Here is a 26,226-nt window from a genome sequence, read left to right on the forward strand (position 1 = left end):
AGCGACTCGCGGACGGGATCAAGGACCAGATTCGGAACACGGCTACGCTTCACCTACGGAGTGCCTCTCTGCGTGATGGACCTTGAGCTTCAGCAACCCAAGAATCCCGCGCCAGACAGGCACTTCCGTGCTTTACACGCCGTACTCACCCCCGACCACGTGAATCCCGAGGCTAGCGGCTCCGCTCGCTCGACGACCAGAGAAGGGCTCGGCGGCCGGGAAGCTCGGCGGCCGTGGAAGGCTCGGTGACCCTGCAGGGGGCCGACGACCGTTGACCGCCTGCGGGCGTCTCGACGTCGCTTCGCCTATCGGCTCCGCTCGCTCGACGACCGTTATCACGCTCGACCGTTAGCAGACCGACGACCGTTGAGGGTTAGTCCTTGAGCTGGCGTTCGGTCTCGATCTCGATCATGGTGTCCGGCGGAAGCAGGGGATCGGCCTTCACCGGCGCGAGCCTCTTGGTGCGCGCCTGCCGCTTGCTCAGGTAGCCGGCCAGCCGCGACAGCGAGTAGTTGATCGCGATGTAGACGCACGCCAGGACGATCGTGACCGGGATGAAGTTGTCGTATCCGGTCGCGATCAGCTGCCCTTGGCGGACCAGCTCGCCGTACCCGACGATCAGGCCGAGCGAGGTGTCCTTCAGCGCCACGACGCTCTGGCTGATGATGGCCGGCAGCATCGTGCGGATCGCCTGCGGGGCGAGGATCTTGCGCAGCGTCTGGCTGCGGGTCAGGCCGATCGAGTACGCCGCCTCACGCTGTCCGCGCGGCACCGACTGGACGCCGGCGCGGAAGATCTCCGCGAGCACCGATCCGTTGTACAGCGTCAGACCGATCACCAGCGAGGCGAGCGCGCCCTGGCCCTTGCCGAGACCGGCGTTGTCCATCACCGTGGTGATGCCGAGGTTGTTGGAGATCGACTGCAGCGTGTCGGCGAAGCCGAGGAACACGAACAGGATCAGCAGCACGAGCGGCACGGCGCGGAAGAACTCGACCACGACTGTGGAGATCGTCCGCAGGATCGCGTTGTGCGAGACCCGCATCGCCCCGAAGACGGCGCCGAAGATCAGCGAAAGGATGATCGCGAGAATCGCGGCGATCAGCGTGTTGATCAGCGCGTTGGCCAGTGAGTTCAGCGCGGTCGGGTCGGTGAAGATCGACCACTTCCGGGCGGTGAACTGCTTCGTCTCGTACATCCGGTACACCAGGTAGCCGAGGATCGCGAGGATCACGAGACTGCCGATGATGCCGGCGATCAGCTGGTTGCGCCGGGCGCGCGGCCCGGGCTGATCGAAGAGGACCGAGGCGCTCATCGGGCGACCTCCAGCTTCCGCTCGAACACTCGCGAGATCCCCGAGATTGCGAACACGATGATGATGTAGCCGAGCGCCGTTCCGAAGAACACCCAGTACAACGCCTGCGGCTCGTCGCGGATCAGGCCCTTCATCACGAACGAGGCCTCTGCGATCAGGAACGCCTCGGCCACCGCCGAGTTCTTCACCAGCGCGATCAGCACGCTCGTCAGCGGCGGGATCACCGCCCGCATCGCCTGCGGCAGGATCACGAGCTTCAGGTTCTGGTTGAACGTCAGGCCGATCGAGCGTGCCGCCTCGGCCTGGCCCGGGTTCACCGAGTTGATGCCCGAGCGCACCGCCTCGCAGACGAACGCCGAGGTGTACGTCGCGAGCGCACCGACGGCGAACCCGAACGTGTGGTCGCCCTTGATGCCCAGCAGGCCCGGCAGTCCGTAGGTGAAGACGACGAACAGCAGCACCAGGGGAGTGTTGCGGAAGATCGTGATGTACGCCGTGCCGACGGCGCGCAGCGCCGGTACCGGCGACACGCGGAAGGCCGCCAGGATCGTCCCGACCACCAGCGCGATGATGCCGGCGAGCGCGGACAGCGCGAGAGTCTTGCCGAACCCCTCGAGCAGCTTGTCGATGTTCGACGTCAGGACCGTCAGGCCCGACTGGGCGAACACCGAGAAGCCGGCGTCCGACAACAGTGTCGTAGTCACGTGTCCTTCTGCTTCCTTCCGATCTCACCGGGGTGAGAGGTGGTTCCGTTGTCCTGCAGGTGCGGCGTCTCGACGTCGCTTCGCCTAGCGGCTCCGCTCGCTCGACGACCGTTGGTGGGTCTTGCTCGATGACCGTCGGGGCCTCCTGCTCGACGACCGTTGGTGGTCTGGCTCGATGACCGTCGGGGCCTTCTGCTCGACGACCGTTGGGGGTCTGGCTCGACGACCGTCGGGGCCTCCTGCTCGACGACCGTTGGGGCGGCTTCCCCGCCCGACGGCCGCTGCGTCGAGGCGCCGTACGAGAGTGCGGGCCGGTCCGCGGCTGCGGACCGGCCCGCGACCCGTCGTTATGCGCAGGCGTCGACCTTCGGCGGCTCGGGAGCCTTCGCGCCGCCCTTGCCCAGGGTGTCGTTGAACGCCTTCTTCCAGCTGCCGTCGTCGATCATGTCCTTGATCGTCTTGCTCAGGAACTCGCACATCTGCTTGTCGTCCTTCTTGAAGCCGATGCCGTAGCGCTCCTCGGAGAACGGCTCGCCGACGACCTTGAGGTCATCGGGGTGCTGCGCGGCGTAGCCGAGCAGGATCGGGCCGTCGGTGGTGACCGCGTCGACTGTGCCGTTCAGCAGCGCGGTGACGCACTCGGAGTACGTGCCGGCCGGCTTCGGCGCGGCGCCGTACTTCTCCTGCACCGTCTTGATCGACGTCGAACCGTCGACCGAGCAGACGCCCTTGCCGGTCAGGTTCTCCGGGCCCTTGATCGAGTTGTCGTTCTTCTTCACCAGCAGCTGCTGGCCGGTCACGTAGTAGGGGCCGGCCTGGCCGACGACCTGCTTGCGCTTGTCGGTGATCGAGTACGTCGCGACGACGAGGTCGACGGTGCCGTTCTGCAGGAACGGCTCACGGTTGGCCGACACGGCCTCGACCCACTCGATCTTGTCGGCCGCGATGCCGAGCTTCGCCGCGACGTACTTCGCGACCTCGATGTCGAAGCCCTGAGGGGTATCGCCCTTCGCGGGATCCTTGTAGCCCAGGCCGGGCTGGTCGAACTTGACGCCGATCTTCACCGAGCCGGCCTTGTTGAGCGTCTCCATCGTGGAGCCGGCCTCGAAGCTGACCTTCGACTCGACCGACGGCGTGCTGCCGCCGGAGTCGCTCTTGCCGCAGCCGGTCATGGCCAGCGCCAGAGCCGACACGGCAGCGACCGCTGCAATCTTGATACGCATTCGCGTTCCTTTTCTCGTGGTGGTTCGGCATACCGTTGATCGATTGCCGGGTGGGCGGCGTACGCCGCGGGGGCTGGCTATTGGGTCTGGCGGAAGCGCTCGGGTCAGTGGTTGAGGATCTTGCCGAGGAAGTCCTTGGCGCGGTCCGACCGCGGGTTGCTGAAGAACTCGTCCGGGGTCGACTCCTCGACGATCGCGCCGTCGGCCATGAAGATCACCCGGTCGGCCGCGCGGCGGGCGAAGCCCATCTCGTGCGTGACCACGACCATCGTCATGCCCTCCCTCGCCAGGTCGGTGATGACGTCGAGGACCTCGTTGACCATCTCCGGGTCGAGCGCGGACGTCGGCTCGTCGAACAGCATCACCTTCGGGCGCATCGCGAGCGAGCGGGCGATCGCGACGCGCTGCTGCTGTCCGCCGGACAGCTGCGCGGGCATCTTCTCCGCCTGGTTGGCGATCCCCACCCGGTCGAGCAGCTTCATCGCCTCGGAATCGGCGTCCTTCTTCGACTTCTTCAGCACCTTCAGCGGACCGAGGGTGACGTTTTCCTTGATCGACTTGTGGGCGAAGAGGTTGAACGACTGGAACACCATGCCGACCTCGGCGCGCAGCTTCGCCAGCTCCTTGCCCTCCTCGGGCAGCGGGACGCCGTCGATCTTGATCGACCCCTCCTGGATCGTCTCCAGCCGGTTGATGCAGCGGCACAGCGTCGACTTGCCCGACCCCGACGGGCCAAGGATGACCACGACCTCGCCCTTGCGGATGTCGAGGTTGATGTCCTTCAGGACGTGCAGGTCGCCGTACCACTTGTTCACGCCCTGGATCTCAACGAGCGGACGCCCGTCGGCAGCGGCGGGCGTCGTCGAGGGGGCGGTTCCGGCGGCACGATCCGCCGGCCGGGCCGGATCGTCGGCCGCCGAGCCGGCTGCGACCGGGTCGTTCGCATGTGTCATGGGCCAGAAGCGTACAGAAGTCGTCAGATGCTGCCTGTTGCGCAGGCATCACAACCGTGTAACAGCACCCTATGGAATCGGTCCCTCGCGCGCGAGTATGTGCCCGCCGCTCACGAATTGGTCTCGGGTGCGAAAGGCGCGGTTAACACGAACTTCAGGCGCGCTACCCTCTAGTAGCACGACTCTAGATTTCGCCCGCCGCGGCCACCGCCGACCGGGCAACCACCTGAAAGGAGACGGTTTTGCGCCGTCCAAAACTCTTCCGCAGGGGCGCCGTGATCGCCTCGCTCCTCTCGGCGACCATGGCCCTGAGCGCGTGCGGCAGCGACAACAAGTCCGGCGGCTCGGGCGACAGCGGTAGCGGCTCCAAGGGCGGACCCGTCGTCGCCGTCGCGTTCGACACCGGTGGCCGTGGCGACAAGTCGTTCAACGACGCCGCCGCCGCCGGCCTCGACAAGGCCGTCGAGGAGTTCAAGCTGGAGAAGCCGACCGAGCTCTCGGGCAAGCCCGACGAGTCGGACGCCGACAAGGAAGACCGTCTCCGCCAGCTGGCCGACAACGGCGCCACCGCGATCGTGACCGTCGGCTTCTCGTACAAGAACGCCCTCGAGACCGTCGCGCCGGACTACCCGGACGTCAAGTTCGTGCTCATCGACAACAGCCTCGAGGCCAAGAACGTCGCCTCGTACGTCTTCAAGGACAACGAGAACGCGTTCCTCGTCGGCGCCATCGCGGCGCTGACCTCGAAGACCGGCAAGATCGGCTTCGTCGGCGGCGTCAACGAGACCCTGATCAACAACTTCGAGAAGGGCTTCACCGCCGGCGCCAAGCAGGCGAAGGCCGACATCCAGGTCGACGTGAAGTACCTGACCGAGGCCGGCGACTACTCCGGCTACAACGACCCGGGCAAGGGCAAGGTCGCGGCCGAGGGCCAGTACGACGGCGGCGCCGACGTGGTGTACGCCGCCGCGGGCCTGTCGAACAACGGTGTCTTCGAGGCGGCTGCCGAGAAGGGCAAGCAGGCCATCGGCACCGACTCCGACCAGTACCTGACCGCTGACGCCTCCTACAAGGAGTCGATCATCGCCTCGGCGCTCAAGCGCATCGACACGGTCGTCTACGACTTCATCAAGTCGGTCAAGGACGACACCTTCAAGGCCGGCACGCACGCCGTCGGCCTCAAGGAGAACGGCGTCGACTACGTCATCAACAACCCGCAGGTGAAGGCGGCCGTCGACAGCAAGATCCAGGATCTGAAGAAGCAGATCATCGACGGCAAGATCACCGTTCCGTCGGCGAACTAGCAGCACCCGCACGGCACAGGTGGCGGGCATCGTGAGCAGGTCGATGCCCGCCACAGTCGTGTCCGGCCCCACGGTCGACTGGCGACCTTCCACGGTCGTCGAGCCTCCGGACGCCCGAGCGACGCCTTTCCACGGTCGTCGAGCGAGCGAGCGCCAGCGAGCGACGTCGAGACGTGGCGACTGCGGCTTGCGTCGTCTCGACGTCGGGCTCGTTCCTCGCCCTCGCTCGACGACCGTTGGGGGGAGCGGCGTCGGACGGCCGTTGGGGAGCGACCGGAGGTCCACGACGGTTGGGGTAGGCGCCCGCGGTCGGGTCGGCCCCTTCACGGTCGTCGAGCGAGCGAGCGCCAGCGAGCGACGTCGAGACGTGGCGACTGCGGCTTGCGTCGTCTCGACGTCGGGCTCGTTCCTCGCCCTCGCTCGACGACCGTTGGAGAGCGACCGGCGTCGGACGACCGTTGGGGAGCGAGCGGCGTCGGACGACCGTCGGGGAGCGAGCGGCGGTCCACGACGGTTGGGGAGCGCCCCGCGCTCGGGTCGGCCTTGCGACGGCCGTTGGAGGTCTTCGTCCGCGAGGTCACGGGCGATGACCGGTATGTTCGCCACAGCAACCACGATGCACCCATGAGGTCGAGGTAGTCATGACAACTACGCCACCGCGAGCGGCGTCCCCCAGCAGCGCGCCGGACACCCCGGATCGCGCAGCGCTGGCAGTCGAGCTGGACGGGATCACCAAGCGGTTCCCCGGCGTCGTGGCCAACAAGGACATCTTCCTGAAGGTCCGCCGCGGCACGGTGCACGCCATCGTCGGGGAGAACGGCGCCGGCAAGTCGACGCTGATGAAGACGCTCTACGGCATGCAGCGCCCCGACGAGGGCGAGATCCGCATCGACGGCAAGCAGGTGCGGTTCGCGACGCCGTCCGACGCGATCAAGGCCGGCATCGGCATGGTGCACCAGCACTTCATGCTCGCCGACAACTTCACCGTCCTGGAGAACATCGTCCTGGGCGCCGAGAAGCTCTACGGCATCGGCGACAAGGCCCGCGAGGTGATCCGCAAGATCGGCGAGGACTACGGCCTGGAGGTCGACCCCGACGAGCTCGTCGAGAACCTCGGCGTGGGCGACCGGCAGCGTGTCGAGATCATCAAGGTGCTCTACCGCGGCGCCAAGATCATCATCCTCGACGAGCCCACCGCCGTCCTCGTCCCGCAGGAGGTCGACGAGCTGTTCGACAACCTCCGCGAGCTCAAGGCCGAGGGCTACACCGTCATCTTCATCTCGCACAAGCTCGACGAGGTGCTGTCCGTCGCCGACGACGTGACCGTCATCCGCCGCGGCACGACGGTCGCCGCCGTCGACCCCAAGCAGACCACCGCCCGGCAGCTCGCCGAGCTGATGGTCGGCAACGAGCTGCCCGAGCCCGCCACTCGCGGCAACACCGTCCAGCAGGACAACTTCGTCCTCGACGTCCGCGACCTCGTCGTCAACGACTTCAGCGGCCGCGCCGTGGTCGACCACATCAGCCTGCAGATCCGCGCGGGGGAGATCCTGGGCATCGCGGGTGTCGAGGGCAACGGGCAGGAGGAGCTCGTCGAGGCGATCATGGGCATGGACGTCATCCAGGGCGGCACCGTCACGCTGTCGGGCAAGGACATCGGCGAGTGGTCGACCCGCAAGCGCCGGGAGGCCGGCATCGGGTTCATCCCGGCCGACCGGCACCGGCACGGGTTGCTGCTCGACTCGCCGCTGTGGGAGAACCGGATCCTCGGCCACCAGACCGAGGAGCCCAACATCGCCGGGCCGCTGATCGACGCCAAGGGTGCGAAGGCCGACACCGAGCGCATCGTGGCCGCCGAGGACGTGCGCACCCCGTCGATCGACGTCACCGCCGGCTCGCTGTCGGGCGGCAACCAGCAGAAGCTGATCATCGGCCGCGAGATGGCGCACACGCCGAAGGTGCTGCTCGCCGCGCATCCGACCCGCGGCGTGGACGTCGGCGCCCAGGCCGCGATCTGGGACAAGCTCCGGGCGGCGCGCGCCGAAGGCATGGCGATGCTGCTGATCTCCGCCGACCTCGACGAGCTCATCGGGCTCTCGGACACCCTGCAGGTCATCCTGCGCGGCAGGCTCGTCCGGTCCTTCGACCCGTCGTCCGTCACCCCCGAGGACCTCGGGTCGGCGATGACCGGCGCCGACGGCGACGTCCGGCCGGCGTCCACCACGGGTCCGGGCGCCACCGCCTCCGGCACCAGCGCGACCGGCACCAGCGCGACCGGCTCCGGCGCGAGCACCGAGGAGGGATCGCGATGAGCGAGACGCCCACGACCCCCACGCAGCCGCCCAGCAGCGCCCCTCCCGTCTCCGACGAGATCACCGCTCCGTCGGTCAAGAGCACCCGCTGGCGCTCGCTGCTGCTCACCCTCGTCGCGCCGATCGCCGCGTTCATCGTGGCGCTCGTCGTCGTCATCATCGTCGTCCTCGCCTCCGGGCGCGGCATCGACGAAGTGTTCGCCTCCATCGACAAGACGATGGGCCTCGGCCGCAACTGGATCGACCTGATCAACAAGGCCGGGATGTACTACATCTCGGCGCTCGCGGTCGCCATCGGCTTCAAGATGAACCTGTTCAACATCGGCGTCGAGGGCCAGTACCGCCTCGCGGCGTTGTTCGCGGCGTACGTCGGGGCCTCGGTCGGCAACCTGCCCGGCCCGCTGCACATCCTCGTGATGATCGTGACCGCGATGATCGTCGGCGCGATCTGGGCGGGCATCGCCGGCGTCCTGAAGGTGACCCGCGGCGTCTCCGAGGTGATCTCGACGATCATGCTCAACGCCATCGCCGCGGCGATGATCGGCTTCCTCCTGCGGGACGGCGGCTTCAGCCCCGATCCCGCCGGTCGCAAGCCCGCCACGCAGCCGCTCGCGGAGTCCGGCTGGTTCCCCAACCTCAACGGCGTCGTCGACCCGATCCTCGACGCGATCGGCCTCACGCCGCCGCCGAAGAGCTCCAACACCTACGGCTTCATCCTGATCGCGATCGTGCTCGGCATCGTCTACGCGTTCATCCTCAAGCGCACCCGGTTCGGGTTCGACCTGCGCGCCTCCGGCCAGAACGCCGAGGCGGCCCGCGCGAGCGGCGTCAACGCCAAGCGGATGACGGTCTACGCGATGCTCATCTCCGGCGCGCTCGCCGGCCTCGCCGGCCTGCCCGAGCTGCTCGGCGGCCGCCAGCACAGCTTCGACGAGACGTTCGTCGCCGGCGTCGGCTGGGCCGGCATCTCGGTCGCGCTGCTGGGCCGCAACAACCCGGTCGGCATGTTCTTCGCGTCGGTGATCTGGGCGTTCCTGGACATCTCGACCCGCGGCTTCCAGACCATCGGCATCTCCAACAAGCTCGCCGCGATCATGCAGGCCGTCGTCCTGCTCGCCGTGGTGGTCGCCTACACGGTGGTGTCCCGCCGCACGAAGGCCGCCGAGGCCAAGGCGGTAGCGGCCAACACCCGACCGCACGGGGGCGGCGCGGCTCCGGCGTCGGGGGAGTCCGAGGAGCGGCCTGCGGCGTCTCGACGTCGCTCGCCTAGCGGCTCGCTCGCTCGACGACCATCGGAGGGCGGCGGCGCGGCTTCGGCGTCGGGAGAGTCCGAGGAGCGGCGCGCGGCGTCTCGACGTCGCTCGCCTAGCGGCTCGCTCGCTCGACGACCGTTGGGGGAGGACGACCCGGCCGGGGGTGACCCGGCTGCGGCTCGACGACCGTTGGGGGAGAACGACCCGGCCGCGGGTGACCCGGCTGCGGGTCGACGACCGTTGGATGGCGACGGGGCAGGGGATAGGGATGACGGTCCGGGGGATCGACCTGGTGCCGGTTCCACGAATGACGACGAGGTGAAGTGATGACGCAAGCGGCAGGCACCTCGGCCCTCATCGACACCCGTACCGCGACCGCCGGAGCCGGCGACGGCACCAAGCGTCGCAAGATGACCGCCCAGCGGCGCTGGACGATCATCGGCGCTGCCTTCCTGGCGTTCTGCCTGGTGCGCTGGGCGACCGGCGCCGACCAGTTCACCAGCGTCGGCACCGTCGGCGCGGCCCTCGTCTTCACCATCCCGATCGCGATGGCCGGCCTCGCCGGCCTGTGGTCGGAGCGCGCCGGCATCGTCAACATCGGCCTGGAGGGCATGCTGATCGCCGGCACCATCTTCGGCGCCTGGATGGGCGTCAAGGGCGGCCCGTGGGCGGGCGTCATCGCGGCCGTCGCCGGCGGTGCGCTGTTCGGCTTGATCCACGCCGTCGCGACGATCACCTTCGGCGTCGACCACGTCGTCTCCGGTGTGGCGATCAACCTGCTGGCCGCCGGCGTCGCCGGCATGCTCGCCGAGATCCTCTTCCCGGAGCAGAACGGCAAGATGTCGCCGGCTCCGGGCCAGATCACCAAGGTCACGCTGCCGTGGAGCGACGCGCTGATCTCCCTGCAGGCCAAGGGTATCCCGGTCGTCTCCGACCTCGCCGGCATCGTCGGCGGCCTCACCACCAACCTCAGCCTGCTGACCGTGCTGTGCCTGGCGCTGTTCCCGCTCACCTGGTTCGTGCTGTGGCGTACGGCGTGGGGCCTGCGGGTTCGCTCGGCCGGTGAGAACCCGAAGGCCGCCGAGTCGCTCGGCGTCAACGTGTACCGCGAGAAGTACCTCGCCGTCATCATCTCCGGCGCCATGGGCGGCCTCGGCGGCGCCTTCCTCGTCATCGTCACCTCCCAGGGGTACCTGGAGAACCAGACCGGCGGCCGCGGCTACATCGGCCTCGCGGCGCTCATCTTCGGCAACTGGACGACGTCCGGCACGCTGCTGGGCTCGCTGCTGTTCGGCTACACCAGCGCCGTGAACCAGCGCTCCGACCTGTCGGCGTCCACCGCCATCGTGGTGCTCGTCGCCATCGGCCTGGCCGTGCTGCTGATGCTCGAGCTGCGCAAGCTGGCCGCCGGCAAGGGCGATCACGCGACCAAGCGCTCGACCCGCATCTCGACCCTGACGTTCATGGGGCTGCTGCTGGCCGGCGCCCTGGTGTCGCTGTTCTTCTCCGGCAAGACGCTGCTGCTGAAGTCGCAGTTCATCCCCGACAACCCGCAGACGACGAGCCTGGCGAAGGTCGGCGTCGTCATCCTGATCGCCGTGGTGATGCTCGTGCTGGCGGCGCTGCTGTACTACGGCGTCCGGGCGTTCCGCACGACCCTGGCGCACCCGCAGTCGTCGGCGAACCTCCCGGCGTACGCGTGCGGCTACCTGCTGTTCGCGTGGATGTGGCTGTCCAACACCGGAATTCCCCAGTCCTTCAAGGGCGCGATCCCCAATATCATCACCCTCATGGTTCTCACCTTCGCCGCCCAGCGGCTGCGGATGCCGGCGTCCGACGGCCTGGTCTATCGTCGCGGCGAATAGCGTGCCGGTCGACTGGACGGCGCTGCGCGAGGCCGCGGTACAGGCGATGCGGCACGCCTACGCGCCCTACTCGCACTTCCCGGTCGGCGTCGCCGGCCTGGTGGACGACGGCCGCGTCGTCACCGGCTGCAACGTCGAGAACGCGGCGTACGGCGTGGGCCTGTGCGCCGAGTGCGGCCTGGTGTCGTCGCTGCACGCCACCGGCGGCGGACGGCTGGTCGCCGTCTCCTGCGTCAACGGCCGCGGCGAGGCGCTGATGCCGTGCGGGCGCTGCCGCCAGCTGCTGTGGGAGCACGGCGGTCCGAGCTGCCTGGTGCTGACCCCACGCGGCGTGCTGGCGATGCGCGAGGTGCTGCCCGACGCGTTCGACGTGGCCGACATCGACGACGTCACCGGCGCGCAGGCCTGATGGCGCAGCACGACGCCGTCGACGTGATCCGCGCCAAGCGCGACGGACGCCCGCTCACCGACGGCCAGATCGACTGGGTGATCGACGCCTACACGCATGATGCGGTCGCCGAGGAGCAGATGTCGGCGCTGCTGATGGCGATCTTCATCCGCGGCATGTCCGACGACGAGATCGCCCGCTGGACCGACGCGATGATCCGGTCCGGCGAGCGCATGTCCCTCGATTTCGACCGGCCCACGACCGACAAGCACTCGACCGGCGGGGTCGGCGACAAGATCACCCTGCCGCTCGCGCCGCTGGTCGCCGCCTGCGGGGCCATCGTGCCGCAGCTGTCCGGCCGCGGGCTCGGGCACACCGGAGGCACCCTCGACAAGCTCGAGTCGATCCCGGGCTGGACGGCGTCCGTCTCGCCCGCGCACTACCGCCGCCAGCTGCAGGACGTCGGGGCGATCATCTGCGCCGCGGGCGACACCCTCGCGCCGGCCGACAAGAAGCTCTACGCGCTGCGCGACGTCACCGGCACCGTCGACTGCATCCCGCTGATCGCCAGCTCGATCATGAGCAAGAAGATCGCCGAGGGCGCCGACGCGCTCACCCTCGACGTGAAGTTCGGCTCCGGCGCGTTCATGCGCGAGTACGCCGACGCCGAGCAGCTCGCCCGCACGATGGTGCGGCTCGGTACGGCGCACGGCGTGCAGACGACCGCGGTGCTGACGTCGATGGAGCACCCGTTGGGCCGCTCGGCCGGCAACGCGCTCGAGGTGGCCGAGGCCGTCGAGGTCCTCGCCGGCGGGGGACCGGCGGACGTCGTCTCCCTGACCCTGACCCTCGCCCGCGAGATGCTGCAGGCCGTCGGGATCGACGCCGACCCTGCCGACGTGCTCGCCTCGGGCAAGGCGATGGACACCTGGAACGCGATGATCGCCGCGCAGGGCGGCGATCCGGCGGCCGCGCTGCCAATCGCCACGGAGACCCACGACGTCCTGGCGCCGCGGGACGGCGTCCTCGCCGGACTCGACGCGTTGTCGGTCGGCATCGCCGCGTGGCGGCTCGGCGCCGGACGCGCCCGCAAGGAGGACCCGGTCAGCGCCACCGCCGGGGTCACCTGGCACGCCGGCATCGGCGACGACGTCCGCGCCGGCCAGCCCCTGCTGACGTTGCACGCCGACGACCCCGCGCGGTTCGCCCGCGCCCTCGAGGCGCTCGACGGCGCGGTGACCGTCGCGGACGCCGCGCCCGAGCCCGCACCGCTGGTCCGCAGCACGATCCGCGGCTGACCCTGCCGGCCGGCGGACGAAGCCGCGTGTGAGCCGCGGACTGGCAAGGTGCCTACTTGTGCACGCCAGACGCTGCACAGGTAGGCATCTTGGCGAACCTCAGGCCGTCCCGCAGGCAAGTCATCCGCCGTCAAGACTTGATCTATTCCAGACTCGTGGCTAGCGTCGAGCCATGCCGACGGCCACCCTGGAGGACCAGCTGCGGGCCGCCGCGCTGCGGGTGACACGGCCGAGGGTCGCGGTGCTCACCGCGCTGCGCGACCACCCGCACGCCGACACCGAGACGGTGATCGACGCCGTCCGCGTCGCGCTGGACGGCGTCTCCCACCAGACGGTCTACGACGTCCTGCGGGCGCTGACCGACGCGGGGCTGGTCCGGCGGATCCAGCCCGCGGGCTCGCTCGCCCGCTATGAGCTGCGGGTGCGCGACAACCACCACCACGTCGTGTGCCGCGGCTGCGGCATCATCGCCGACGTCGACTGCGCCGTCGGCCACGCCCCTTGTCTCACCGCCTCGAACGACCACGGCTTCGTGGTCGACGAGGCGGAGGTCGTCTACTGGGGCACCTGCCCCGACTGCGCGGCCGACCGTGCCAGCTGAACCCGTCGATGGAAGGAAGCACATGAGCAACCAGGACAACCGGCCCGCGGACCCGCAGGCGACCCCGGAGAACCAGTCCTCCGGCTGCCCGGTGATGCACGACTCGGCCACCGCGCAAGGCAGCGAGAGCGAGAATCCCGCCATCGACTCGCCGCAGCCGAAGGGGCACCGGCCCCGCACCAACCAGGACTGGTGGCCCAACCAGCTCGACCTGTCGGTGCTGCACGCGCACTCGCCGAAGGGCAACCCGCTGGGCGCCGACTTCGACTACGCGACGGAGTTCGCGAAGCTCGACGTCGAGGAGCTCAAGCGCGACATCAGCGAGCTGCTCACCACCTCGCAGGACTGGTGGCCGGCCGACTTCGGCAACTACGGCGGCCTGATGATCCGGATGAGCTGGCACGCGGCCGGCACCTACCGGGTGCACGACGGCCGCGGCGGCGCCGGCGACGGCTCGCAGCGGTTCGCGCCGCTGAACAGCTGGCCGGACAACGCCAACCTCGACAAGGCGCGGCGGCTGCTGTGGCCGGTGAAGCAGAAGTACGGGCAGAAGATCTCGTGGGCCGACCTCATCGTGCTCGCCGGCAACGTCGCGCTGGAGTCGATGGGCTTCAAGACGTTCGGCTTCGCGTTCGGCCGCGAGGACATCTGGGAGCCCGAGGAGATCTACTGGGGCAGCGAGGACACCTGGCTCGGGGACGAGCGGTACTCCGGCGAGCGGCAGCTCTCGAACCCGCTCGGCGCCGTCCAGATGGGCCTGATCTACGTCAACCCCGAGGGCCCGAACGGCAACCCCGACCCGCTAGCCTCGGCCATCGACATCCGCGAGACCTTCGCGCGGATGGCGATGAACGACGAGGAGACCGTCGCGCTCATCGCCGGCGGCCACACCTTCGGCAAGACGCACGGTGCGGGCGACGCGGACCTGATCGGCCCGGAGCCCGAGGCGGCGCCGCTGGAGGCCCAGGGCCTCGGCTGGCTGAGCAGCTACGGCTCGGGCAAGGCCGGCGACACGATCACCTCCGGCCTCGAGGTGACCTGGAGCGACCGTCCGACCGAGTGGAGCAACCGGTTCTTCGAGATCCTGTTCGGCTACGAGTGGGAGCTGACCGAGAGCCCGGCCGGCGCCAAGCAGTACGTCGCGAAGACCGATGACGAGATCGTCCCGGACGCGCACGACCCGGCCAAGAAGCACCGCCCCACGATGCTGACCTCCGACCTCGCGCTGCGCTTCGACCCGACGTACGAGAAGATCTCGCGGCGCTTCCTGGAGCACCCGGACGAGTTCGCGGACGCCTTCGCCAAGGCCTGGTACAAGCTGCTGCACCGCGATATGGGACCGGTGGGGCCGCACATGCTCGGCCCGTGGGTCCCGGAGCCGCAGCTGTGGCAGGACCCGGTGCCGGAGCCGCCCGCCGAGCTCGTCGGTGAGGCGGACATCGCCACGCTGAAGCAGAGGCTGCTTGGTTCGGGCCTGTCCACCGCGCAGCTCGTCGAGCTCGCGTGGGCGTCCGCCTCGACGTACCGCGGCACCGACCGCCGCGGCGGCGCCAACGGTGCCCGGATCCGGCTGGAGCCGCAGCGCAGCTGGCCGGTCAACGCCGACCTCGACCTCGACACGTTGCTGGCGGCCATCGAGAAGGTCCAGCAGGACTTCAACGCCGCGGGCGGCGCGCAGGTGTCACTGGCCGACCTGATCGTGCTCGGCGGCACCGCGGCCGTGGAGAAGGCGGCCGCGGACGCCGGCCACCAGGTCACCGTGCCGTTCCATCCCGGCCGCACGGACGCGACCCAGGAGCAGACGGACGTCGAGTCGTTCAACTACCTCGAGCCGCGGGCGGACGGGTTCCGCAACTGGACCAGCCCGGGGGAGAAGCTGCAGCCGGAGGTGCTGCTGGTCGACAAGGCCTACCTGCTGGGGCTGTCCGCGCCCGAGATGACCGTGCTGGTCGGCGGCATGCGGGCGCTCGGGGCCAACGCCGCCGGCACCGCGCACGGCGTGCTGACCGACCGACAGGGCGCCCTCACCAACGACTTCTTCCGCAACCTGCTGTCCCCGGGTACGCAGTGGAAGACGTCGGAGTCCGAGGCGGGCGTGTACGACATCCGCGACGCGGCGACCGGTGATCTGAAGTGGACCGCTACCGCGGTCGACCTCGTCTTCGGCTCGAACTCGCAGCTGCGGGCGCTGTCGGAGGTCTACGCGAGCGAGGACGCGAGCGAGAAGTTCGTGACGGACTTCGTGTCCGCCTGGACCAAGGTCATGGACGCCGACCGCTTCGACCTCCGCTGATCAACCCGGCTCGCTCGACGACTCTAGGCATGGCGCCTTCCACGGTCGTCGAGCGAGCCGGAGCGTGCGGCTTTCCACGGTCGTCGAGCGAGCCGGAGCGCCAGCGGAGGCGACGTCGAGACGTGGTGACGTTCATGGTCGTCGTGCGGCGTCTCGACGTCGCTCGTTCCTCGCTCGCTCGACGACCGTGTGGGGGCCGGCGCTGTTGGGCGCATCTCGACGTCCGCCCTGTCGAGGGTCGTCGACACGCCCGTGCGGCGTTTCGGCGATCGTGGGGGCCGGGTGGTGGCGGTTTTTCACGGTCGTCGAGCGAGCCGGAGCGCCAGCGGAGGCGACGTCGAGACGTGGTGACGTCCACGGTCGTCGTGCGGCGTCTCGACGTCGCTCGTTCCTCCTCGCTCGACGACCGTGGGGACGGGCTCGACGACCGTGGGGACGGGCTCGACGACCGTGGGGACGGGCTCGACGACCGTGGGGACGGGCTCGACGACCGTGGGGACGGGCTCGACGACCGTGGGGACGGGCTCGACGACCGTGGGGACGGGCTCGACGACCGTGGGAACGGGCTCGACGACCGTGGGAACGGGCTCGACGACCGTGGGAACGGGCTCGACGACCGTGGGGACGCTGGCTCGACGACCGTGGGGACGGGCTCGACGACCGTGGGGACGGGCTCGACGACGGTGGGGACGGGCTCGACGACCGTGGGGACGCTCGCTCGACGACCGCTCAGGTCGCGGCGATGAGGGCGCGCAGCCGCGACTCGGCGGCGCGTGCGGACATCGGCGTGCACCCGGCCGCCTGCAGCTCACGCAGGATGACCGCCTCGGCGCGCACCTTCTGCACGCCGATCCGGACGATGTCGCGGATCGGCTTGCGCCGGTGGTCCAGGTCGCGGCGCAGCCGGCGGGCGAACGTGGTCGCCCGGCGGTTGTGGATCAGGATGGCGTCGGCCAGCAAGCCCGGCCTGTTGAGCGAATAGGAGTACGTCGGTACCTCGACCGAGCCGACGGCGCAGATCGCCCGCAGCGCGGCGATCGCGGCCGCGCGATCCCAGGAGGCAGGGCTTTCCCAGTCGAGATGTCCGCCGTTGCGCGGCATCGTCGGATCGGTGGCGTCCTTGTAGTAGTCGTCGAGTGGGACGACCGGCAGCCGCAGCCGCTCGGCGAGCCGGGTCTTGCCACTGCCCGACGGTCCCGCGAGCACGATGACCCGAGCCAGCGGCGCCGGTTCCCCGGCGACATCGCCGAGCGGCGCGGCGTTCGGCAACTCGCCGCGGCGTGCTGCACCGCTCAACGGATCAGTCGGCCCATTCGATGATGCTGGAAACCTCGCTCAGCACCGACTCCCACCGCTCGATGACCTCGTCGGTGACGGCGTCGTCCGCGACGTCGTTGCCCTCCCGCGCGGAGGAGACGATCTCGGCCAGCGGTCCGTCGCCCTCGAGCTGCTCCTTCGCGCCGTCCAGATCGCCGTACTCCGCCAGGTCGACCAGGAGGTCGGCGGCTCCGGCGAAGACCGTCGCGTCGAAGTCGGCATCGCCGCGGAGCATCGCATCCGCACCCTGCAGGTCGATGTCGTCCTCGGCGGCGATCGCCAGCGGCATGTCCTCGTGCCGTACGGCGCCGACGACGGTCGGCCAGGTGGCGAGGTCGCGCAGATCGTGGCCCGGCTTCTCGATGTCGTTCTGGTCCTCGTCCTCGATCACGTCGAGCATCGCGTCCGGAGTGCCGAACAGCCACGGCGCCTGATCGGCGCCGAGGAAGACGGGCCGATCCTCGACATAGCAGCGAAGCGTGAACGCCTCCGGCTGCTCGAACCGGTCCTTGGGGAAGGTGATCCGGACCGGCAGGATGCCGGAGTCCTCCCAGAACTCGTAGGCCGCCTCGGGGTCGATGTCGTCGTCGTCGTCCGAGCTCCCGGCGAGGGGGTGGTAGGCGAGGTCCTCCTCCTCGACGTCCTCGACGTCGTCCTCGTCCTCGTCGTCGTCCCCGTCCTCGTCGTCGTCCTCGTCGTCGACGTCGTCCTCGTCCTCATCGAGGTCGTCCTCGTCGTCGCTCAGATCGGCCTTGAGGCGGGCGTCCCGCTCGTTCAGGTAGTCGTCGTCCTCGTCGTCGTCGCGAACGTCGTCCTCGGCGTCGATCAGCGCCTCGGGGTCGTCGACCGGAACCACCGACGCGTCGATCTCGCGCTGGGCCCGCGCGAGGTCGTCGTCGAGGTCGACCGGATCCCGCCAGTCGATCCACTCGCTGATCCGCTCGCAGACCGCTTCCCACTGCCCGGAGATGGCGATGGCGACCTTGTCCCACGCCCGGTCCCCACCGCGGCCGGCGAACGCGCCGGGACCGTCGGCGACCATCGAGAGCTCCGGGGCATCGGCGACCGGCTCCAGGATGTCCTCGTCGCAGCACTGCGCGATCGAGTCGACGATGCTCAGCGTTCGGCCGAGGTCGCGGACCGACCAGCGGTCGGGAGCCGAGGCGACCAGCTCGTAGACGCCGTCGAGGTCGTACACGTGGTCGTCGTCCGGCACCAGCTCGAAGGCGTCGACGTCCTCCCACTCGTCCCAGTCCGGATGGTCGGCGAGGTCGTGGTCGTCCTCGTCGCGGATGAACTGCGCCAGCTGACCGGGGGTGTCGAACAGCAGGATCTTGTCGTCCTGGCCGAGGAAGGCCTGCCAGACCTCGCCGTCCTCTTCCCACGGAGGAGCCCACAGCGTGTAGCCGGTGCGCTCGTCAAGCACCAGGGCGATCGGAATGATCTCAGCGGTGCTCATCGGTTTCCCCTCGATTGCCGGAAATTCACGGTGCCCACTCTATCGGTGCCGCCTCGCGGATTTCGCCCCCTGCGCACGGGGCTTCGCGCCGATCGAGTGTGAGTCGCAACGCTAGGCTGTCCGGTGTGCAGACCACAGTTGTAGATCATCCGCTCGCACAGGTCCGGCTGACCGCGATCCGCGACCAGCGCACGGACAACGAGACGTTCCGCGCCTCGCTGAAGGACCTCACCCGGATGCTGGTCTACGAGGCCACTCGCGACGTCCCGCTGGCCGAGCACGCGGTGATGACGCCGGTGGCGCGCACCCGCGGCGTCTCGCTGGCCAACCCGCCGCTGCTGGTGCCGGTGCTGCGCGCCGGGCTGGGGATGGCGGAGGCGTCGATGGCGCTGCTGCCGGATGCGCAGATGGGCTTCGTCGGGCTGGCCCGCGACGAGCGGACCCTGCAGCCGCGCTCCTACATGGAGTCGCTCCCGGCGTCCCTCGAGGGCCGACCGGTCTTCGTCCTCGACCCGATGCTGGCCACCGGCGGATCGCTGCTGCACGCCGTCGAGCTGCTGCGCACCCGCGGCGCCGACGAGATCACCTGCCTGTGCGTGCTCGCCGCCCCCGAGGGGGTCAAGCGGCTGGAGGACAGCGGGATCGACCTGCGGCTGTTCACCGCGTCGATCGACGAGCGGCTCAACGACTCGGGCTTCATCGTGCCGGGGCTCGGCGACGCCGGCGACCGCCAGTTCGGCGCGGTCGACTAGCGGCCCCCGATTCCGTTACGCCCGACCCGCTCAGCGAGTCGGCGGCACCAAGATCAGGGAGAGCGCGCTCCGGAGGGTCGCCATCTGCGACCCGGCGTCCGCCTCGGACGTCGCGGTGACCTCCAGGTAGGCCTTCAGCTTCGGCTCCGTGCCGGACGGGCGGATGACCACGCGCAGGCCGTCGCCGCTGAGCACCAGGGCGTCGGTGCGCGGCAGCAGGTCCTCGACGGCGACGGCCCACGGTCCGATCCGGGTCGGCGGCTCGTCGCGCAGCCGCCGCATCGTGCCGGCGATGATCGACAGGTCGTCGACCCGCAGCGAGATCTGCGAGGTCAGGTAATAGCCGAACTCCGCGTACAGGTCGTCGAGGCGCTGCTGGATCGACGAGCCTTCCGCCTTCAGCGCCGCCGCGAGCTCGGCGGTGACCAGCGCCGCGGAGATGCCGTCCTTGTCGTTGACCGAGCGCGGATCGACGGCGTACCCGATGGCCTCCTCGTAGCCAAAGCGCAGCGGCGCGCCGGTCTGCTCGGGGGCCCGCACGATCCACTTGAACCCGGTCAGGGTCGCGGCGTACGGCACGCCTCGCTTGGCGCAGATCGCGCCGAGCATCGAGGAGGAGACGATCGTGGTCGCGTAGGTCCCGCGCTCGCCGCGGCGCATGAGGTGGTCGGCCAGCAGCACCCCGAGCTCGTCGCCGCGCAGCTGCCGCCAGCCGCCGCGCATCGGCGCGGCCGCGGCGCAGCGGTCGGCGTCCGGGTCGTTCGCGATCGCCAGATCGGCGCCGCGCTCGGCGGCGAGGGCGAGGACGTCGTCCATCACACCCTTCTCCTCGGGGTTCGGGAAGGCCAGGCCCGGGAACTCGGGGTTGGGCCGCTGCTGGTGCGCCACCGGCGTCGGCGCGGCGAACCCGGCCCGCTCGAACGCGGCGAGCAGCGTGTCGCCGCCGACGCCGTGCAGCGCGGTGGACACCACGCTCACCTCGCGCGGCGAGCCCGGCGCGACGGCGTCCGCGGCCGCCTGCAGGAACTTCTCGTAGACCTCCTCGCCGACGACCTGGTAGTCATCGGAGCGCGGGATCTGCCCGAGGGCCGTGACGGCGGCGATGCGGGCGGAGATGTCCGCGTCGGCCGGCGGGACGATCTGCGCGTTGAGCCCGCTCGCCCCGCCGAGGTACACCTTGTACCCGTTGTCCTGCGGCGGGTTGTGGCTGGCCGTGACCATCACGCCGGCGGCCGCCTCGAGCGCGCCGACCGCGAACGCCAGGACCGGAGTGGGCAGCTGCCGGGGCATCAGCAGCGCCGCCCGCCCCGAGCCCTGGACGATCTGCACGGTGTCGAGCGCGAACTCGTGCGAGCCGTGCCGGGCGTCGTACCCGACCACGACCGGCCCCTCGGCGCCGACGTCGTCGAGGTAGCGCGCGAGCCCGGCGGCGGCGCGGCCGACGACCGCGCGGTTCATGCCGTTGGGGCCGGCGCGCAGCGGTCCCCGCAGCCCGGCGGTCCCGAACTGCAGCGGGCCGCGGAACCGGTCGGCGAGGTCGGCCACGGCGGCCGCGTCGGGCAGGGCGTCGAGCAGCGCCTCGAGCTCGGCGCGGCTGCGCGGGTCGGGATCGTCGGCGATCCACGCCCCGGCGAGGGCGCGCAGCTGCTCGGCGGACGGCGTACCGGCCATGACTACCTCCTGGAAACGTCCGGCTCGGTCGGTGACGTCGGCGCCGGGATCTGCGTCAAGTCTGCCCGACCGGCTTCCGGCGCCGAGCGTGCCCGTCGTGCCGGGCGCGGCCGCGCCGCCGCAGCTTCGATTCTCCGGAAAACGTCGCCGAATCGGCCGGAACGGGCCGTGTGCGGCGACAGCGGGCCGCACGCGCGACGTTTTCCGGAGACCGCCAGGAGTCTGGGCCGGCGGGCCGGCCTAGGAGGCCTGGAAGGTCTGGATGACCTTGTTGGCGACCGCGGCCGTCTTGTCGCCCTGGTCGTGCGGGCCGGCCGTGATGACCTTCCAGAGGATCCCGTTGCCCTTGTCGGTCGCGTAGAAGTAGCCGCGGCGGTCGGCGCCCTTGAAGGTGTTCGTGTACTGCCACAGCACGTTGCCCTGCTGCGTGACCTCGTACTTCACGTTGTCGTACCCGGGCAGCTTGGCCGGTGAGCCCTCCTGGCTCTGCTGCGACTTGATCTGCTCGTCGACGCTGCTCTCGACGAGCGGCTCGGCGACCACGGTCACCTTGACCATCGTCTCGGGGTCCTCGCCGCCGGCGGCCAGCAGGAACTCGCTGCGTCCCTCGTCGAAGTTGCCGACCTTCCACCCGTCGGGCAGCGTGAAGGAGAAGGGGTGGAACTTGCCGTTCACGCTGATCGCGCCGGACGCCGTGCCGGACTGGATGGTGGTCTTGTTCGCCGTCGGCAGCGCGGCGGTCGGCGAGGTGGACGTGTCGGACGGCTCGCTGGCGGACGCCGTCGCCGAGCCGGACGCGCTCGGGGCACCGCCGGTGGAGCTGCCCGCGAGCTGCCACCAGAGGACCCCGCCGACCAGCAGCGCGACGACGAGGACACCGATCAGCACCGGGACCAGCAGGTTGCGGCCCCGCTCGCGGCGCGGCGTGATCGGCTGGTAGCCGCCGTCGTAGGAAGAGGCGCCGTAGTCGCCGCCGTACGCCGAGACGTCGTGGTCGCCGGTGGCCGGGCGTCCGCCGGTCGGGAACGCCGGCCGTCCGGGGCCGGCCTGGCCGTATCCGGACGGCCTGTACCCCGTGCCGCCGTAGCCGGTGCCGCCGGCCTCCGGGCCGCGCCGCCCTTGGCCCGGGCCCGGTGGGTAGGCGCCCTGCACGTACGCCGTCCGCCGGCCGGGCGCGGATCCCGCGTGACCGCCCTGCATCGGTCCCGAGGTACCGCCCTGCGCCGGTCCCGAGGTACCGCCCTGCACCGGTCCCGAGGTAGCGCCCTGCGGCCGTCCGGGTGCCGACGGCCCGCCCTGTCCGCCCCACGCCGTACCGCCGAGCGGGGCGAGCGGGCCGGTGGGCGGCGAGTACGTCGGCCGTGGGCCGGGCCGCTGGGCCGCGACCGACTCGAGCGCGTCCTGCAGCTCGTCGGGACGGATCCGGCTGCGCGGATCCTTGTCGAGCATCCGCTCGAGCAGCGGCCGCAGCGGGCCCGCGTGCGGTGCGGGACGCGGGTGCTCGCCGACGACGGCCGTGAGCGTCGCGACCGGGTCGCCCATGTCGAACGGCGGCGAGCCCTCGACCGCGCACTGCAGCGTCGCGCCGAGTCCCCAGATGTCGGCGGCCGGACCGGCGGGACGCCCGCGGGCCACCTCGGGCGCGATGTACGACGGCGAGCCGACCATCAGGCCGGTGCGGGTCAGCTGGGAGTCCTCGGCGCGACGGGAGATGCCGAAGTCGGCCAGCTTCACCCGGCCGTCGGGGGAGACGAGGATGTTGCCCGGCTTGACGTCGCGGTGCGTGATGCCGACCTCGTGGGCGCTCTTCAGCGCGGCCAGGACGGCCACGCCGATGCGCGCCGCCTCGGCTGGCGGCAGCGTGCCGTCGTCCTTGATGATCTGCGCGAGGCTCTTCGCCGGGACCAGCTCCATGACGACCCACGGCCGGCCGTCGTCCTCGACCACGTCGTACAGCGTGACCACGTTCGGGTGCGACAGCGCCGCGATCGAGCGGGCCTCGCGCAGCGCGCGCTCGCGGGCGACGTGGTTCTCCTCGGCGGTCTGGGTCGGTGGCAGCAGCACCTCCTTGACCGCGACGGACCGGCCGAGGACGACGTCCTGCGCCTTCCAGACGGCCCCCATCGACCCGCGGCCCAGCAGCGAGTCCAGCCGGTAGCGGTTGGCCAGCAGCCGCTGCCGGTAGGCGCCGTCCGCAGCCCCCGCGCCTTCGGCGTCCGGCTCGTTCCCGGGAACCGGCTCGAGCCGGGTGCGCGTCTCGCCGCCGGCGACCAGGTGCGCGTCGGCCGTGGGGTCGCCGTCGTCCCAGGTCTCGTCCCAGCCGTCGCCCCAGCCGCCGGACGGCGGACCGCCGGCGGGCGCATCCGGGCGCGACGAACCGTCCGGCGCGGGGCCGGCCCGCTCGTCGTCGAACTGCGTCATGGAACTTCCGGTCTGTGGTTCGGGCTCGCACCATTCTTGCAGCGATCCTCCGCAGGACTCGCGCCGCCGGGTGACGATTCGTGCACTTCGCCGCGGCAGACGCACGCCGGGCGCGTCCGGTGCCACCGCCGAACGAGCGGCACGACCGGCGTCCGTCGCGGGCGGACGCCGCACCCGGTGCATCGCGCGCACCGGACCCGTTGCGTCATCGCGACCTGCGCCGTCATGGAAGACTCGTCCGCGTGGATATTCCTTTCAACCCGTCAGCCGGACCCACGCTCGGTGTCGAGTGGGAGCTCGAGCTGGTCGACCTCAAGACCCGCGAGCTGACCTCGCGCGCCGTCGAGATCCTCGGTGACATCACGCCCGAGGGCGCGGCGGAGCACCCGCGCGCCAAGCACGAGCTGCTGCAGTCGTGCATCGAGGTCATCACCGGCATCTGCGACTCGGTGGAGGAGGCGACGTCGCAGCTCGCCGCCACGGTCGCCGAGGTGCAGGCCGCCGCCGACCCGTACGGCATCGGGCTGATGTGCTCGGGCACCCACCCGACCAGCGACTTCCGCGAGCAGGACATCTCGCCGAAGGAGCGGTACGCCGACCTCATCGAGAACATGCAATACCTCGCGCGGCGGATGGCCATCTTCGGCGTCCACGTGCACGTCGGCGTCACCGACAAGAACAAGGTCATCCCGATCGTCAACGCGCTGACCCAGTACGTCCCGCACTTCCTGGCGTTCTCGGCGTCCTCGCCGTTCTGGATCGGCGAGGACACCGGGATGGCGTCGTACCGATCGAAGATCTTCGAATCATTGCCGACCGCCGGGCTGCCCTACCAGCTGGACTCGTGGGCCGAGTTCGAGCTGTACATGGAGACGCTCGTCGAGACCAAGTCGATCCGGACGATCCGCGAGGTGTGGTGGGACATCCGCCCGCACCCGAACTTCGGGACCATCGAGCTGCGGATCTGCGACGGGCTGCCGTCGCTGGAGGAGATCGGCGCCGTCACCGCGCTGTCGCAGTGCCTGGTGACGCTGCTCGACCGCGAGATCGACCGCGGCTACCAGCTGCCCAAGCCGCGCCAGTGGCTGGTCCGCGAGAACAAGTGGCGCGCCGCCCGGTTCGGGATGGACGCCGAGATCGTCGTCGACAACATCCGCACCCTGCGCCCGGTGCGCGAGTCGCTGCTCGGCCTGGTCGAGGAGCTCATGCCGACCGCCAAGCGGCTGGGCTGCGTCGACGAGCTGGGCTCGATCGAGACGATCCTCGACCGCGGTGCCAGCTACCAGCGGCAGCGGGCCCGGCTGCAGGAGACCGGCAAGATGAGCGACGTCGTGGACCTGCTGCTCGGCGAGATGCGAGACGGCCTGAAGTGAGCGTGGACCGGCAACGCCTCGATGCCTGGGTGGAGCAGGACCTGCAGCGGGTCATCGACGTACGGCACGACATCCACGCGCATCCCGAGCTCGGATTCGACACGCCGCTGACCTGCCATGCGATCGCCACCGAGCTGCGGGCCAGCGGCCTGGAGCCGGTGATGATCCGCGGCGGGCTGTACGTCGACATCGGGGACGGGCCACCGCGGGTCGGCGTCCGCGCCGACATCGACGCGCTGCCGCTGCCGGAGGAGACCGACCTGCCGTGGGCCTCGGTCTTCCCGGGCCGCATGCACGCGTGCGGGCACGATGTGCACGCCGCGGTCGCCCTCGGCACCGCCCTCGCGCTCGCCGACCAGCCGGATCTGGCCGCCGGCGTGCGGGTCATCTTCCAGCCCGCGGAGGAGGTGCTCGGCGGAGCGCTCGCCGTCATCGACGAGGGCGCCGTGGACGGCCTCGAGCAGATGTTCGCGCTGCACTGCGAGCCGCACCACGAGGTCGGCACGGCCGGTACCCGCAGCGGACCGATCACCGCCGCCTGCGACAAGTTCGAGGTCACCCTCCGCTCCACCGGCGGGCACACCGCGCGGCCGCACCTGACCGTCGACATCGTCGACGCGCTGGCCCGGCTCGCGACCGGGCTGCCGGCGCTCGCGTCGCGGCGGGTCGACCCGCGCGCCGGCCTGAGCATCGTCTTCGGCTCGCTGCAGGCCGGCGAGGCCGCCAACGCGATCCCGACCGAGGGCACGCTGGCCGGCACCGTCCGCGTCATGACGCCGCGGGTCTGGCGCGACTGCGAGGAGCTCGTGCGCGGCTGGATCTCCGAGCTGGTGGGGCAGTCCGGCGCCGAGATCACGATCGACTATGCGGTCGGCGTACCGCCGGTCGACAACGACCCCGAGGCGGCGTTCGCGCTGCGCCAGGCGATCTTCGAGGTCGTCGGCGCGCACGGCACCTTCGTGCCCGAGCAGTCGATGGGCGGCGAGGACTTCGCGTGGTACGGCGAGCGGTGCCGGATCGCGCTGGCCCGGCTCGGCGTCCGGGCCCCCGACCAGCCGAAGACGGACCTGCACCAGGGCGCCTTCATCGCCGACGACGGCGCCATCGAGGTCGGGGTGCGGATCCTGGCCGCCGCGGCGGTGGACGCCGTCGAGCAGCTGGTCGGCGAGCCCCTGGAGTAGCGCCGCTCCCGCAGTTCCCCCGCCCGTTGTGTTGTTACCGCTTCGGGCGACGTCGCCCGGAGTCGTCACGACACAACGGGGAAGGCGCCCGGGCTACAGGGAGTTGCAGGGGCGGTTGCGCAGCGCGGCGACGTAGTCGTCGGGGGCGCCGGCGGCCTGCGCAGCCTCCGCGAGGACGCCGAGGTAGCGCGCCGACGGCAGGCCGCCCTCGTACGCGTTGAGGACGTACGCCCACGCCGCGACGTCCCCGTCGAGGGAGTGCACGTGCAGCCGGATCCGCTGGTAGAGGCCCGTGGTCGCCGATTCCCACTCGTCCAGGGCGCGGGCATCGGAGGCGGGGACGTCGTACAGCGCGACGAACACCGAGCCGACCCGGTCGGGGACGATCGTCGCGAGGGCGCCCTCCCAGCCGTGCTCCTCGCCGCCGAAGGTGAGCCGCCAGCCGCGCACCCAGCCGGTGCCGGCGGTAGGGGAGGAGGGGCAGCGCTCACGCATCTGGGCCGGGTCCATGTTCGACCCATAGGCGGCGTACAGGCTCACCGGACC

General features: G+C 70.6%; 21 protein-coding genes. 12 read left to right on the top strand and 9 right to left on the bottom strand.

The window, feature by feature from the left end; all coding sequences use genetic code 11:
* Positions 1-373 precede the first annotated feature (373 nt).
* From F8A92_RS11365 to F8A92_RS11380, 4 genes are all read right to left on the bottom strand, one after another.
* Positions 374-1,312 (bottom strand): amino acid ABC transporter permease, encoded by a 939-nt coding sequence (locus F8A92_RS11365; protein WP_153505282.1) that lies wholly within the window; start codon positions 1,310-1,312, stop codon positions 374-376.
* Complete coding sequence (locus tag F8A92_RS11370; protein ID WP_228389384.1) at positions 1,309-2,016, bottom strand: amino acid ABC transporter permease; 708 nt, start codon at positions 2,014-2,016, stop codon at positions 1,309-1,311. Before F8A92_RS11370 ends, F8A92_RS11365 begins: the two co-directional genes overlap by 4 nt.
* 347 nt (positions 2,017-2,363) lie before the next feature.
* Entirely contained in the window at positions 2,364-3,239 is an 876-nt protein-coding gene (locus tag F8A92_RS11375; protein ID WP_153505283.1) for a glutamate ABC transporter substrate-binding protein, read from the bottom strand.
* A 104-nt stretch (positions 3,240-3,343) separates the two neighbouring features.
* The gene (locus F8A92_RS11380) at positions 3,344-4,192 is read right to left on the bottom strand and encodes an amino acid ABC transporter ATP-binding protein (protein ID WP_153505284.1); all 849 of its coding nucleotides are present in this window, start codon (positions 4,190-4,192) and stop codon (positions 3,344-3,346) included.
* Between the two features lie 275 nt (positions 4,193-4,467).
* Between F8A92_RS11380 and F8A92_RS11385 the strand changes: the two genes are divergently transcribed.
* The 9 genes from F8A92_RS11385 (at position 4,468) to F8A92_RS11425 (ending at position 16,252) form a co-directional block, all read left to right on the top strand.
* Positions 4,468-5,496 carry a BMP family lipoprotein gene (locus F8A92_RS11385; protein WP_228389385.1) on the top strand — a complete coding sequence of 343 codons (1,029 nt, stop codon included), beginning with the start codon at positions 4,468-4,470 and terminating at the stop codon, positions 5,494-5,496.
* Between the two features lie 641 nt (positions 5,497-6,137).
* Positions 6,138-7,808, top strand: a complete 1,671-nt coding sequence (locus F8A92_RS11390) for an ABC transporter ATP-binding protein (RefSeq protein ID WP_153505285.1) — start codon at positions 6,138-6,140, stop codon at positions 7,806-7,808.
* Entirely contained in the window at positions 7,805-9,388 is a 1,584-nt protein-coding gene (locus F8A92_RS11395) for an ABC transporter permease (protein WP_153505286.1), read from the top strand. The genes F8A92_RS11390 and F8A92_RS11395 overlap by 4 nt, the downstream gene beginning before the upstream one ends.
* Positions 9,388-10,926 carry an ABC transporter permease gene (locus tag F8A92_RS11400; protein WP_153505287.1) on the top strand — a complete coding sequence of 513 codons (1,539 nt, stop codon included), beginning with the start codon at positions 9,388-9,390 and terminating at the stop codon, positions 10,924-10,926. Before F8A92_RS11395 ends, F8A92_RS11400 begins: the two co-directional genes overlap by 1 nt.
* A gap of 1 nt (position 10,927) precedes the next feature.
* Positions 10,928-11,335: a cytidine deaminase gene (locus F8A92_RS11405; protein WP_153505288.1), complete on the top strand. Its 408-nt coding sequence runs from the start codon at positions 10,928-10,930 to the stop codon at positions 11,333-11,335.
* Positions 11,335-12,612 carry a thymidine phosphorylase gene (locus F8A92_RS11410; protein WP_153505289.1) on the top strand — a complete coding sequence of 426 codons (1,278 nt, stop codon included), beginning with the start codon at positions 11,335-11,337 and terminating at the stop codon, positions 12,610-12,612. The genes F8A92_RS11405 and F8A92_RS11410 overlap by 1 nt, the downstream gene beginning before the upstream one ends.
* A gap of 172 nt (positions 12,613-12,784) precedes the next feature.
* Complete coding sequence (locus tag F8A92_RS11415; RefSeq protein ID WP_153505290.1) at positions 12,785-13,213, top strand: Fur family transcriptional regulator; 429 nt, start codon at positions 12,785-12,787, stop codon at positions 13,211-13,213.
* Positions 13,214-13,235: 22 nt separating this feature from the next.
* The gene (katG, locus tag F8A92_RS11420) at positions 13,236-15,506 is read left to right on the top strand and encodes a catalase/peroxidase HPI (RefSeq protein WP_153505291.1); all 2,271 of its coding nucleotides are present in this window, start codon (positions 13,236-13,238) and stop codon (positions 15,504-15,506) included.
* A 347-nt stretch (positions 15,507-15,853) separates the two neighbouring features.
* Entirely contained in the window at positions 15,854-16,252 is a 399-nt protein-coding gene (locus F8A92_RS11425) for a hypothetical protein (RefSeq protein ID WP_153505292.1), read from the top strand.
* Here the strand turns inward: F8A92_RS11425 and F8A92_RS11430 are convergent.
* Together F8A92_RS11430 and F8A92_RS11435 are read right to left on the bottom strand one after the other, a co-directional pair.
* Complete coding sequence (locus F8A92_RS11430; protein WP_153505293.1) at positions 16,236-16,802, bottom strand: ATP-binding protein; 567 nt, start codon at positions 16,800-16,802, stop codon at positions 16,236-16,238. The genes F8A92_RS11425 and F8A92_RS11430 overlap by 17 nt on opposite strands.
* A 4-nt stretch (positions 16,803-16,806) precedes the next feature.
* Positions 16,807-18,282, bottom strand: a complete 1,476-nt coding sequence (locus F8A92_RS11435; protein ID WP_153505294.1) for a hypothetical protein — start codon at positions 18,280-18,282, stop codon at positions 16,807-16,809.
* Between the two features lie 125 nt (positions 18,283-18,407).
* On the opposite strand from F8A92_RS11435, the gene upp reads away from it, so the two are divergent.
* Positions 18,408-19,034 carry a uracil phosphoribosyltransferase gene (gene upp / locus F8A92_RS11440; RefSeq protein ID WP_153505295.1) on the top strand — a complete coding sequence of 209 codons (627 nt, stop codon included), beginning with the start codon at positions 18,408-18,410 and terminating at the stop codon, positions 19,032-19,034.
* 30 nt (positions 19,035-19,064) lie between these two features.
* Here the strand turns inward: upp and F8A92_RS11445 are convergent, their stop codons facing one another.
* Together F8A92_RS11445 and F8A92_RS19040 are read right to left on the bottom strand one after the other, a co-directional pair.
* Complete coding sequence (locus F8A92_RS11445; RefSeq protein ID WP_153505296.1) at positions 19,065-20,705, bottom strand: phospho-sugar mutase; 1,641 nt, start codon at positions 20,703-20,705, stop codon at positions 19,065-19,067.
* 240 nt (positions 20,706-20,945) lie between these two features.
* Positions 20,946-23,126, bottom strand: coding sequence for a serine/threonine-protein kinase (locus F8A92_RS19040; RefSeq protein ID WP_228389386.1), 2,181 nt, complete (start codon positions 23,124-23,126; stop codon positions 20,946-20,948).
* 242 nt (positions 23,127-23,368) lie between these two features.
* Between F8A92_RS19040 and F8A92_RS11455 the strand changes: the two genes are divergently transcribed.
* Positions 23,369-24,499: a glutamate--cysteine ligase gene (locus F8A92_RS11455; RefSeq protein ID WP_153505297.1), complete on the top strand. Its 1,131-nt coding sequence runs from the start codon at positions 23,369-23,371 to the stop codon at positions 24,497-24,499.
* A 2-nt stretch (positions 24,500-24,501) separates the two neighbouring features.
* Complete coding sequence (locus F8A92_RS11460; protein WP_153505298.1) at positions 24,502-25,680, top strand: amidohydrolase; 1,179 nt, start codon at positions 24,502-24,504, stop codon at positions 25,678-25,680.
* Positions 25,681-25,773: 93 nt separating this feature from the next.
* On the opposite strand, the gene F8A92_RS11465 is transcribed toward F8A92_RS11460, so the two are convergent.
* The gene (locus tag F8A92_RS11465) at positions 25,774-26,220 is read right to left on the bottom strand and encodes a gamma-glutamylcyclotransferase (protein WP_153505299.1); all 447 of its coding nucleotides are present in this window, start codon (positions 26,218-26,220) and stop codon (positions 25,774-25,776) included.
* Positions 26,221-26,226 lie beyond the last annotated feature (6 nt).

The sequence above is a fragment of the Cumulibacter manganitolerans genome (assembly GCF_009602465.1).
Classification (GTDB): Bacteria; Actinomycetota; Actinomycetes; order Mycobacteriales; family Antricoccaceae; genus Cumulibacter; species Cumulibacter manganitolerans.

Bases quoted from the DNA above. Each gene is read 5' to 3' on its own strand.
- F8A92_RS11365 (WP_153505282.1), bottom strand. From the start codon at position 1,312: ATGAGCGCCTCGGTCCTCTTCGATCAGCCCGGGCCGCGCGCCCGGCGC.
- F8A92_RS11375 (WP_153505283.1), bottom strand. From the start codon at position 3,239: ATGCGTATCAAGATTGCAGCGGTCGCTGCCGTGTCGGCTCTGGCGCTG.
- F8A92_RS11380 (WP_153505284.1), bottom strand. From the start codon at position 4,192: ATGACACATGCGAACGACCCGGTCGCAGCCGGCTCGGCGGCCGACGAT.
- F8A92_RS11390 (WP_153505285.1), top strand. From the start codon at position 6,138: ATGACAACTACGCCACCGCGAGCGGCGTCCCCCAGCAGCGCGCCGGAC.
- F8A92_RS11395 (WP_153505286.1), top strand. From the start codon at position 7,805: ATGAGCGAGACGCCCACGACCCCCACGCAGCCGCCCAGCAGCGCCCCT.
- F8A92_RS11400 (WP_153505287.1), top strand. From the start codon at position 9,388: ATGACGCAAGCGGCAGGCACCTCGGCCCTCATCGACACCCGTACCGCG.
- F8A92_RS11410 (WP_153505289.1), top strand. From the start codon at position 11,335: ATGGCGCAGCACGACGCCGTCGACGTGATCCGCGCCAAGCGCGACGGA.
- F8A92_RS11415 (WP_153505290.1), top strand. From the start codon at position 12,785: ATGCCGACGGCCACCCTGGAGGACCAGCTGCGGGCCGCCGCGCTGCGG.
- katG (WP_153505291.1), top strand. From the start codon at position 13,236: ATGAGCAACCAGGACAACCGGCCCGCGGACCCGCAGGCGACCCCGGAG.
- F8A92_RS11435 (WP_153505294.1), bottom strand. From the start codon at position 18,282: ATGAGCACCGCTGAGATCATTCCGATCGCCCTGGTGCTTGACGAGCGC.
- F8A92_RS11445 (WP_153505296.1), bottom strand. From the start codon at position 20,705: ATGGCCGGTACGCCGTCCGCCGAGCAGCTGCGCGCCCTCGCCGGGGCG.
- F8A92_RS19040 (WP_228389386.1), bottom strand. From the start codon at position 23,126: ATGACGCAGTTCGACGACGAGCGGGCCGGCCCCGCGCCGGACGGTTCG.